This window comes from Lentzea sp. NPDC051838, assembly GCF_040681245.1.
GTDB lineage: Bacteria > Actinomycetota > Actinomycetes > Mycobacteriales > Pseudonocardiaceae > Lentzea.
This window is the reverse complement of record NZ_JBFAYI010000052.1, coordinates 22,298-32,325: the sequence shown is the minus strand read 5'-3', so window position 1 is coordinate 32,325 and position 10,028 is coordinate 22,298. Positions and strand designations below refer to the sequence as shown.

Genomic DNA, 10,028 nt, shown 5'->3' with positions numbered 1-10,028 from the left:
TGTGCTCTCGTTCGGCTCGGCTTCGCCATCGCCGCTTGCCTTCGGCTTTGCGGGAGTGCCGCGCGTGCCGCGCGGGACGTTGTTCGCTCGTGGCTTGCTCCCGGCTCGGCGCACAACGACTCGGCACACAACGACGCAGCCGACAATAGTCCGGCTGACAACGACCCGACTCGCAATGGCCCGAATCGCAATGACCGGGCTCGCAATAACCACTCGCCTGGCGGTTTAGGCGGCGGTGTGGAGTTGGTTGCGTCTTGGTTTTCGGTCTGGGTCCAACCATGGTGGTGGATAGAACGTCGGTATGCCGTGGACCAGTTTCACTTCCCACTCGCTTTGGTGGATCAGCGTGTGGTGGTGGCGGCACAGTAGGACGGCGTTGTCGACAGAGGTGTCGCCACCGTCGGCCCAGTACTGGATGTGGTGGGCGTCGCAGTGTCTGGGTGGCCTGGTGCAGCCCGGGAAGGCGCAGCCTCGGTCCCTGGCGACCAGGATTCGGCGGATTCCGGCGGGGAAGGTGCGGGTCTTGCGGCCGATGTCCATCGGCTGCGACTGGCCGCCCAGCACCAGCGGGATCACTCCGGCGTTGCAGGCGAGCTGGCGGACTTGGGCGGCAGGGATGCGCTCGCCGTTGTCCAGCAGCGCGTCGCCCGTCTTCGCGGCCAAGTCGTCATAACTCATCGTCAGCGTCAGGGTGACCGGCTCGCCGCCGTGTTCGGGGAGCTGGTCGGCGCGCACCATCAGGTTGATCAGCTCGGCGAAGGCCTCGCCTTCGCGCTCGGAGCGGTCGCGCTGGTCCGGGCCTTCGCCGGTGTCCGGGCGGGGCTTGGCCAGCGGGGACAGGGCGGCCTCGTAGGCCGCGCCGGTGACCTTGTCCAGCAGCGCCTTGATCTCCAGCACGCCGTCCTTGCGCCAGCGGCTGTGGTGCTGATTGACCTGGCGCTCCGGCTGGGGGTCGGCAGGCTCCGGGTCGTCCTGGTGCAGCGAGTAAGCGAGCCTGGCGCCCAGCCTGCGGACCGTGGTGGGGTCGAACTGCCGGGCGTGGCCCACGACCGTAGCCTCGTGCTCGGCGGGTAGCTTCTTCATCGCCTTGGCGATCTCCACTACATGCGCGATCGACAACTCGCCCTCGGCCGCAGCCTGTGCCGTCAGCGGAAGCTCCGGGGCCAGTTCACTGCCGGTTGGAGTGATCTCGCTGCTCAGCAGACCCGCATTCGCGACCCACTGCTGGGCGACGTGAATGTCCCAGCGGACCGCGTCCCGCAGCACCTGCGCCAACTTCTTGTAACCGAACTCGGCCGCCGCCCCACGCCGCTCCAGCTCGGCGATCTTTCGCATCGCCGAATTCTCGCGCACCCGCATTTCCCTCACATCATCGGCGATGCTCTGCAGGAGCTCGTCGGAGGAAAGAAGTCGGGGGTCGCTCACATGTTCGACTCTACCGCAAGATCACGACCAGATAACGCGAAAAACAGAACACCATCGTGTGAATCGCTCAGTCAAACGAAACACCTCCCGCGAAGCCGAAGGCGAGCGGCGATGGCGAAGCCGAGCCGAACGAGAGCAGAACAACGCGGGACACCGGTAATGACGGAACCCGACAGCACAAACGCAACCACGCACGCGAAGCGATTGGGGCTTGACTTCGGGTGCGAGGTGCTACCCTTTTCGGATCGGGCGGGTGCGGAGCATCCGACCTTTTCCGCCCGAACAAGCGCCTCGCAAGGGACCCGAAGTCAAGCCCCAATCGCAATCGACGCGCCAGCGGCGATGACGAAACCAAAGCTCGTCCGGTCTTTGACCCGCGCGCCCACCTACGCAAGGCGACAGAACGCACGGCACGCGACCAACCCCGCTGGAACCGCCACGTTCGGTGCCAAGCCGACCCGCCCGAGCCGACCCGCGCACGCTCCACCCACCGGACCAGCCCGACCAGCCTCCGACCGGCGCCCGATCGGACCAAGACACGGCGGGTGGGTGCGTTCGGGTGGGCCGGTCACCCTCATCCGACACGTTCGGGGCCGCCCGCGACGCGGTGTCACCGAAGCGCACGGATGCACACGCGCGACTGGGCCCAAGGGCGGTTATTCCGGTTCTAAATGTCGCACGAATAGCAGCTTCCGGTTCTTTTGACCGACGCGTACAGTAACTCCGCGCACTTGATCGGACACCGACCGCATTCGTCCGTTCGGGTAGCGGCCGATGAGGTGACCCCCAGGAGGTGGGACTCGTGTCCGCGGAGGCCGGAGGCATCCGCAGCAACCTGATCCAGGAGTTGTTCTGGACTCGGACCGGGTTGCTCCTCCTCATACTCGTGGTGACGTCGGGGACGAGCCTCGCCATTTCCAGTCAAATGGATTCCGGCACAGCTAGAAACCTCCTGACCGCGCTGGGTACGGGCACGCTCATATCGGCGGTGGTGAGCTTCACGCAGACGTTGATCACGTCCAAAGCGGCGCAGAAAGCACTGCTGCAGCCTGTCATCGACGAGAGCCGGAAGGCGCTCAAAGAGCTGAGCGAGGAGTACCGGGCGCTGGACCGGGAGTTCTTCCCGAGTCACGTGTTCGAGCCGACGGCGACGCCGGATCCCGAGTTCAACAAGCTCATGATGCAGGACCTGGAGCGGACGCGGCTGTACTGCTTCCGCGGGTTCGCCGGGCGGTACGCGGCGGGAAGAGTGCTGCTCAGCCAGTCGGAGTGCGAGCTCAAGGCGGTGCTGGCGGACCCGCGTGACGACAACGCGATCAGTGGGAGGGCGCGGTACCTGCTTCGCAACGAAGGAGCGGACGGCGACTACGACGAGATTCAGCAGAAGCTCAAGGAACAGATCAGCATCGGGCTGGTCGGGTTGTATCAGGCGCGCAGCAGGTGCACGCGGATCGATGTCACCATCGTTTCCGATCCGCCGCTGGACAGGCTCGAGTTGTTCGACGACTCGGTCTGGATGACGCTCTACAGCAACACCGCCGGAGTGCTGAGGCCCTATCCCAGGACGCTCAGGTTCACCGAGAGCTCGTTCCTGTACGCGAAGGAGCGCGCCGAGTTCCTGCGGATCAGCAATTCGAAGGCCGGATACCACTTCGTCATCACACCGGGGACGACCAGAAACGACTTCAGTGCGTTGTACGAGAAGATCACCGGCGAAACCCTGCACAGTGACGGTTTCAAGGAGCTCGAAGACAAGTTCCTCGCATTCCGCCGCGAATTCTCCGCTTCCGCTCAGTTGAGGAGCTGATCGATCTTGCTAGCCGAGTTCACCGGGTTGTCCGCGCTCGAGGAGCTCGCCGCTCGGGTGAAACGCGCCGAATTTCCCGTCGTGGATCACTGGACCGACGTCGGTGTGTGGTTCCGCGAGTGGGCGACGCGGCCGGAGCTGCGCAAAGAGCTCAGGGCCTACCTGGACCAGCTCACGCCTCAGCAGGCGACGTGGGTGATCGCGCACTCCCGCGAGACGACGACGCACTTCGCGTGGTGCCTCAGGGATGAACCAGACGAGCAGTTCACGTTCTGGCTGCACGAGTACAAGCCGCTGACGGACTGGCGCGCCGGCTACGCGGACTCGGTGCACAACCACCGGTACCACTTCTGCACCACCATCCTGAGCGGCGCCTACCTGCACGAACGTTTCGACGCCCGGCTCGGCGTCGGCGGGCGCACGGTTGTCGCCACCGAGCTCACGAACCGCACTCAGTGCACCGAGGGCACCACGGGCACGTTGCTCGCCCACGAGTTCCACCGCATCCCGCGCGCGGCAGAAGGGACGATGACGTTCCTGGTCAAGTCACGTGCCGTCACGCCGTGGAGCCTCAGCTACGACCCGGACACCGGACTCAGCCACCGGCACGTGCCGGTCGAGGACCGCTTGGAGGATCTGACGAACCACCTGTGAAGCCTCACTGAGGCCCTCGCAACACGCCTACCATCAGCCCACCTGGTCGGGAGGGCTGATGATGCGTACGCGCACAACGATTCCGAGGTCTGTCATCGCGGACGTGGAGCAGCGTGTGAGGCGCCTGTGCGAGGACCTGGCCGCGAAGCTGCAGTTCCACGGCTGGCACCACGTGAGCTTCGTCCGCGACAAGGCCGTGCACTTCGCCCAACGCAACGGCTCCGCGGCAGACATCGTCGAGGTCGCCGCCCTCGTGCACGACCTCAACTACATGGTCCGCCGCAACTCGCTCCCCACGGACGGCGAAGCGTTGCGCCGCAAGACGCTCTTCGTCGCGGGCGTCTGCGTGGGCGACATCGACCGGATCGAACGCATCGTCATCGAGGCCGAGATGCGCACCCGCCACCGCGACATCTCGCTCGAAGCCCAAGCCCTCTCGGACGCGGACACGCTCTTCAAGGCCCTGCCGGTCACCCCGGTCGTCCTCGCGCACAAGTACTTGCAGGAGAACGGCATCACGCTCAAAGAGCTCGCGTACAAGATCGTGGGCGAGCAGGTGGGCAAGGCCGACGACGGCTACTACTTCTACGACACCGAGGCCGCCGCGACCTACACCAAGTGGGCCGAGACCAACCTCTCGCTGTGGAAGTGCATCGTCGAGTCGCTCGACGACCCGTGCGTCGAAGACCTGCTGTCCCGAGTCGCTTCCTGAACCACCACCAGCCGGCGGGTGGCGCGCGTCATCGCCACGTAGAGGTCGTTGGGCGCGAATGAGCCTGCGAGAACGACCACGTCGAACTCCAGGCCCTTGGCCTCCGCCGGGGTCAGCAGCACGACCTCGTCCGTGAGATCCGGCGGAACGGGGAGCGCCAGCGCGTCCGCCAGCCTGTCGACGTCGGGCGTGATGATCGCCAGCTGTCCCTCGGCGTGTTCGGCGACCAACGCACCCACAGCACCCGGCACGTCCTCGACCCGCACCAGCCGGGGCTGCTCACCGCTCGCCCGCACCGACGTCGGCGGTCGCAGCCCAGGATGATGCGCGACCAGCACCTCCGCCGCGACCTCCATGATCTCCGCCGGAGTCCGGTAGTTGACGGTCAGCTCGGCGAGCCGGCGCGGCCCCGGCACCCGGTCCCACGACGTCGCCCCCGCCGCACTCCCGGTCTGCGCCAGATCTCCCACCACCGTCATCGACCGCGACGGACAACGGCGCTCCAGCATCCGCCACGCCATCTCGGACAGCTCCTGCGCCTCGTCCACCACGACGTGCCCGAACACCGGCACGCTCTCCCCGACCAAGGCCGCGACCTCGTCCAGCAACGGCACATCCGCGGCACTCCACGGCCCCTCGACGACATCCGAGGGCGTCAGCGAAGGCCACACGAGATCAAGCGCGTCCCGAACCCCGAGATCGCCGAGCAACGCCGTCCGCAACGCTTCGCGGTCCGCTGAGTCCAGCACCGAACGCGGCCCGTCGTCCGCACCGACCACCACTCCAGCAGCCGCCAACGCCCGCAGTTCGGCCTCACCGAGCGATCCGTCCGCACTGCCTCCGTCCAGCGCCTCACCGGTCTCGGAGAACACAAGCGCTTCCATCTGCGAGACCAGCTCCTGGGTCAGCACGTCGACGACCTCGCGCTGGAACACCAGCCGCGCCTGGTTGTGCGGCAACCCGGTCTCCCTCGCCACCCGCACGGCCCCGGCCGGATCCACCCGCAACACCTGCTGCTCGAACTCGACCTCCAACGGCTCCACCCGAACAGCAGCCCGCACCCGCTCGGCCAACAAGACCGCCATGTCCGCCCGCCCCTTGCGCACGGCATCAGGATCCGTCGAGGTCACCACCACCGGACGAAGACCAGCCACGGTCGAGGTGACCACCCGGTTCTCGCCGAGCCCCGGCAGCACCTGCCCGATGTAGTCGAGGAACACCTGACTGGGCCCGATGACGAGCACACCGCGACCACGCAAGTGCTCGTGTGTGTACAGCAGATATGCGACCCGATGCAGCGCAACGGCCGTCTTACCGGTACCCGGCCCACCCTGCACCACCAGGACCCCACGGGCGTCGTCCCGGATGATCCGGTCCTGCTCGGCCTGCAACGTCGTGACGATGTCGCGCATGCGCCCGGTTCGCGCAGCCGTCACAGCGGCGAGCAAAGCCGCTTCCCCGACCAGATCGTCATCCACCGCAACAACAACGCGCCCGCGCGTGGTGATCCGCCGCCGCAGCACGACGCCGTCCGGCTCCAAGGCGGTCGCGGTGTAGAACGGCCGAGCAGCAGGCGCACGCCAATCCACGAGCAACGGCTCGTCGTCGAGGAACAGCGAGATCCGTCCGATGTGGACGCGCCGGCCGTCGGCGAAGTCCAGCCGCCCGAAGCACAACCCGTCCTCGACCGCCGTCAGCCGCGCCAGCTCCGCCCGCCACACGTCCGGCGCGTGCCCGCGGGCGAGCGCGGCGCGAGCCTCCTCCCGCAACGCGTCGAGACGGGCGTAGACAACGTTCAGGTGGTCTTGTTCAGGCACGTGGGAGAGGGTGCACCCACGTTCTGGGAAAGTGCAGTCTTGTTCTTCTTGACAGCCTCAGCCGCCCACTAACATCGGACGGCAATGAGCACTTTCTTCATCAGAGACGGCGACTCGGTGGCGGCCGGCGACTACGACGCGCGCGAAGCCGTCGTCGTCTGGCACCAGGTGTTCAACGAGGTCTGGGAGCCCCAGCCGCAGGACAGCGTGTTCGCACTCCCGGACGCCCTCGTCGCGCAGCTCGACAAGGCCGACCCCGCGCGCATGCACGACGTCGCGCTCAGTTGGGCGCCCCTCGTCGACATGGGCTTCCACGAGGCGTTCGCGCACCTCAGCGAGCTCGCCACCCTCGCGCGCACAGCAGTGAGCCAGTCCGAGAAGCTCTACGTCGAGGTCACCGAGCAGCCGTGAGCCCGGCCTTCTGCTGAACCGGCATCTGCACGCCGACGGCTGTCAACGCGAGCTCTCGGGCAGCGCGGCGTGCGGTGAGCACGGCGAGATGGGTGCTCACGGTCGCAGTGGACTCCAACGCCTCGTACGCTGCCGCCGCGGCCTCGAAGATCTCCACGTCAGGCACCTTGCCACCGAAACGACGGGTCAGCTCGGTGATCGCCTGGCGGAGTCGGGCATCCGGGGTCAGCATGCTCAGGGAAACGACCAGACGTCAGCCGCGGTTCAACCGTGCCCGAAGATCAGCACTTCCGTACAGCGTGTACGCGAGCCCCATGACGTTGCCACGGCTCAGCATCTCCCACCGCGAAAGCCGCAACGCCTCGCCCGCGCCGAACCCGGCCGCGAGCCGCGCCAGCACCATGCCGGTCACCCAGCCCGCCATGTCCTGCGGCACCGCCACCTCCGGGCTGATCACCGCCGACGCGCCGCCCGCCAGGAACGCCCTGACCAGGCCGGGCATCGGCGAGGTCCCCACCACCACCGGCTTGCGCGACGGCCAGTGCGGACGCGGCCACACACCCTCGCGATCCCAGCGTTCGATCTCCTCGAGATCGAGGAACCCCTCGCGGAAATGCAGGTGCACGACGTCCATGGCCTCGGGAGCCAACAGAACGCCCAGCTCCGACGGAGTCACGTAGGCCGACGTCACGACCTCGGGCGGAAGCATCGACATCAGCTCGGTCACGTGCCGCTCGGTCAACGAACGATCCATCCCGTGGTCGACCGCCATCGACACCTCGAACGGCCGCGGGCGCGAAGAAACAACCGGCACCAACGGCCCGACCGGCTGCTCCAGCACCGTCGACAGGCCCCAGAAACCGAAGGGGCACAACACGTTTCCACTGTGATCGGCCACCGGGCAGTGCGCGGGCACATCTCCCCCGGCACCGAACGGCCCGAACTGCCCCACCGACGCGCACAGCCGGTACGGCCCCTCACGAAACGGCAGGTCGTAGATCAACGACCACGGCACGGAGGAACCAGCAACCGAAGCGATCATCATCCCGGCCGGGCGAGCCCGTCCCAGCCGCCGAATCCGATCAGCGACAGCGTCCGACCCGAACAGCCGCGAGTAGAGAGCCGACCCCTGCCGGGCAAGAGCCGCCAGATCCTCGCAGAACGACGGGAAGTCCTTGCCGTACCAGGGATCCAGCCCCGCCGCGACGGGAAATGAGTGCGGCAGATCGCCCAGGTCCAGGCTCACCCAAGAAGGAACCCCAGGGCCGTCGGCCACCAGCGCCCGTTCCCCCACGACCAGCACCGACGCCACCCGCGACGCCAACGGCTCAAGGTCAGCGAACGTCCGCGACAGCTGAAACCGCACGGAAGCACGGGACTCACCCGCGCCAACGGGCAGCACGACCTGCTGGACGTGCACCGGCACCACCCCGGAGTAGATCACCAGGTCTCCGGTCCACGGCACGGCCGCGTACGGCGTCTTCACCGGGAAGCTCACCCACGGACTGGAACCCTCCGCGGGCAGCACGAACGACTCGGCCAGCACGGGCCGCCCGTTCATGCTCAGCACCGCCCGCAGCTCCACGTCGCCCGGCAGAGCGTCCGAGTGCTGGCCGACGTGCACCCACACCTCGTACTCGGCACCGGGCCGCAACGCCCCCGCGATGCCTTCGGTGGCACCTGGGAGCGCGACCACGACCGAAACTGGACGATCAGCGGCGGGCGGCGGCGCGGGCAACGCCGTGAAGCGCAGCAGTCGCCGCCGCTCCAGCTCCCGGAACTGCCACAGAGCGTCCTCGACCCGCCCCTCACCGGCACCGACAGGCGAGGCGAGCACCACGAAAGGCGCGCTCCACCCGATCAGCACCGAATCGGGGTCCACCGCGGAGACCCACGTGTGCACGGCGGTGAACAGCACGACGGGCCGCCCCAGCCGCCGCAGAGCCTGCACGACTGGGGTGGTGTCCCACGAGCGCGTGTCGTGCAACGCGACGACGTCACCGCGTACGTCGGACAACGACGGCAAAGAAGAAGCCGACGAGAAATGCCGGAGATCCAGAACCGCGAACCGCAGAACGCGCACCGATGTCGTGACCACGGTGGACGCCGGGCATCCGACCGCGAGCCCGGCGCTGACCTGCGCCCACCCGCCGGGATCGGTCACGACGACCAGCGAGCGAGACCCGAGAAAAGCAGCGACGAACTCCAGCGGCGAGCCTTCGCCGCCGGTGACGGTGAACTCTACGGGCGCCACAGCCGTACGCCTGGAGGTGCAGCTAGAACGGCCAGCCAAGCACCGGCAACCCGACAACGGCGTCGACGGCGAGACCGCAGAACACGAGCATCAGGTAGAGGTTCGACATGTGGAAGAACTTCATCGTGTTCGTGGATCCGCCGCGGCGCACGACGTTGTGCAACTTGTGCGCGAAGACGGCGAACCACACGCCCGACAGGGCCGCCACCGCCACGTAGATCCACGAGGTGACGGGGAACAACGCGAGAGTGCAGACGACGGTGATCCAGCTGTAGATGACGATCTGCCGCGTCACCTGCTGAGCTGTGGCCACCACGGGCAGCATCGGCACACCTGCACGCGCGTAGTCCTCCTTGAACTTCATCGCGAGGGCCCAGGTGTGCGGCGGAGTCCAGAAGAAGATGACGCCGAACATGACGAGGGCCGGCCACTGCACCGTGCCCGTCACCGCGCTCCAGCCGATGATCACCGGCATGCAGCCCGCCATGCCGCCCCAGATGATGTTCTGGGAGGTACGGCGCTTGAGGACCAGCGTGTAGACGAAGATGTAGAAGAGGATCGTCGCCACCGCGAACGCGGCGGACATCAGGTTGACGAAGATCCAGAGGAACGCGAACGAGACGACGCCGAGCACGATGCCGAAGATCAGGGCGTTGCGCGGCGGGATGGCGTTGTGCGCGAGGGGCCTGGCCGCCGTCCGCTTCATGACCGAGTCGATGTCGGCGTCGACGAAGCAGTTGAGGGCATTTGCCGACCCCGCGGCGAGGGTGCCGCCGGTCAGCGTGCAGGCGATCAGCCACAGCGGCGGGAGGCCGTGCTGGGCCAGGAGCATCGCGGGGATCGTCGTGATCAGCAGGAGCTCGATGACCCGCGGCTTGGTGAGTGCCACATAGGCGCCAACTACCTGGCGAGGCGACCTGGAGCCAGCCTCGAGGACGGCACTCATCC

Annotated in this window: 9 protein-coding genes; 4 read left to right on the top strand and 5 right to left on the bottom strand. The window is 67.3% G+C overall.

The features are described from left to right. Positions 1–225 precede the first annotated feature (225 nt). The gene (locus AB0M24_RS46105) at positions 226–1,425 is read right to left on the bottom strand and encodes a DUF222 domain-containing protein (protein WP_363781266.1); all 1,200 of its coding nucleotides are present in this window, start codon (positions 1,423–1,425) and stop codon (positions 226–228) included. Positions 1,426–2,227: 802 nt separating this feature from the next. On the opposite strand from AB0M24_RS46105, the gene AB0M24_RS46100 reads away from it, so the two are divergent. Genes AB0M24_RS46100 through AB0M24_RS46090 form a run of 3 tightly spaced genes read left to right on the top strand, consistent with a single transcriptional unit; the run spans position 2,228 to position 4,598 of the window. Further along, the gene (locus AB0M24_RS46100; protein ID WP_363781268.1) at positions 2,228–3,232 is read left to right on the top strand and encodes a hypothetical protein; all 1,005 of its coding nucleotides are present in this window, start codon (positions 2,228–2,230) and stop codon (positions 3,230–3,232) included. 6 nt (positions 3,233–3,238) lie between these two features. Beyond that, positions 3,239–3,886 (top strand): hypothetical protein, encoded by a 648-nt coding sequence (locus AB0M24_RS46095; RefSeq protein WP_363781264.1) that lies wholly within the window; start codon positions 3,239–3,241, stop codon positions 3,884–3,886. Between the two features lie 58 nt (positions 3,887–3,944). Further along, positions 3,945–4,598, top strand: coding sequence for an HD family phosphohydrolase (locus AB0M24_RS46090; protein ID WP_363781262.1), 654 nt, complete (start codon positions 3,945–3,947; stop codon positions 4,596–4,598). Here AB0M24_RS46090 and AB0M24_RS46085 read toward each other — a convergent pair. Beyond that, positions 4,496–6,415: a helicase gene (locus AB0M24_RS46085; protein ID WP_363781260.1), complete on the bottom strand. Its 1,920-nt coding sequence runs from the start codon at positions 6,413–6,415 to the stop codon at positions 4,496–4,498. The genes AB0M24_RS46090 and AB0M24_RS46085 overlap by 103 nt on opposite strands. Before the next feature lie 84 nt (positions 6,416–6,499). On the opposite strand from AB0M24_RS46085, the gene AB0M24_RS46080 reads away from it, so the two are divergent. After that, entirely contained in the window at positions 6,500–6,826 is a 327-nt protein-coding gene (locus AB0M24_RS46080) for a hypothetical protein (RefSeq protein ID WP_363781258.1), read from the top strand. On the opposite strand, the gene AB0M24_RS46075 is transcribed toward AB0M24_RS46080, so the two are convergent. Genes AB0M24_RS46075 through AB0M24_RS46065 form a run of 3 tightly spaced genes read right to left on the bottom strand, consistent with a single transcriptional unit; the run spans position 6,810 to position 10,026 of the window. Then, positions 6,810–7,058, bottom strand: coding sequence for a three-helix bundle dimerization domain-containing protein (locus AB0M24_RS46075; RefSeq protein WP_363781256.1), 249 nt, complete (start codon positions 7,056–7,058; stop codon positions 6,810–6,812). The genes AB0M24_RS46080 and AB0M24_RS46075 overlap by 17 nt on opposite strands. Before the next feature lie 21 nt (positions 7,059–7,079). Beyond that, a complete protein-coding gene (locus AB0M24_RS46070) occupies positions 7,080–9,080 on the bottom strand; it encodes a hypothetical protein (protein WP_363781254.1) in 2,001 nt (666 codons plus the stop codon). 22 nt (positions 9,081–9,102) lie between these two features. Beyond that, positions 9,103–10,026 (bottom strand): heme o synthase, encoded by a 924-nt coding sequence (locus AB0M24_RS46065; RefSeq protein ID WP_363781252.1) that lies wholly within the window; start codon positions 10,024–10,026, stop codon positions 9,103–9,105. Positions 10,027–10,028 lie beyond the last annotated feature (2 nt).

Excerpts from the sequence above, each read along its gene's own strand:
- AB0M24_RS46090 (WP_363781262.1), top strand. The coding sequence starts at position 3,945 with ATGATGCGTACGCGCACAACGATTCCGAGGTCTGTCATCGCGGACGTG.
- AB0M24_RS46065 (WP_363781252.1), bottom strand. The coding sequence starts at position 10,026 with ATGAGTGCCGTCCTCGAGGCTGGCTCCAGGTCGCCTCGCCAGGTAGTT.
- AB0M24_RS46080 (WP_363781258.1), top strand. The coding sequence starts at position 6,500 with ATGAGCACTTTCTTCATCAGAGACGGCGACTCGGTGGCGGCCGGCGAC.
- AB0M24_RS46075 (WP_363781256.1), bottom strand. The coding sequence starts at position 7,058 with ATGCTGACCCCGGATGCCCGACTCCGCCAGGCGATCACCGAGCTGACC.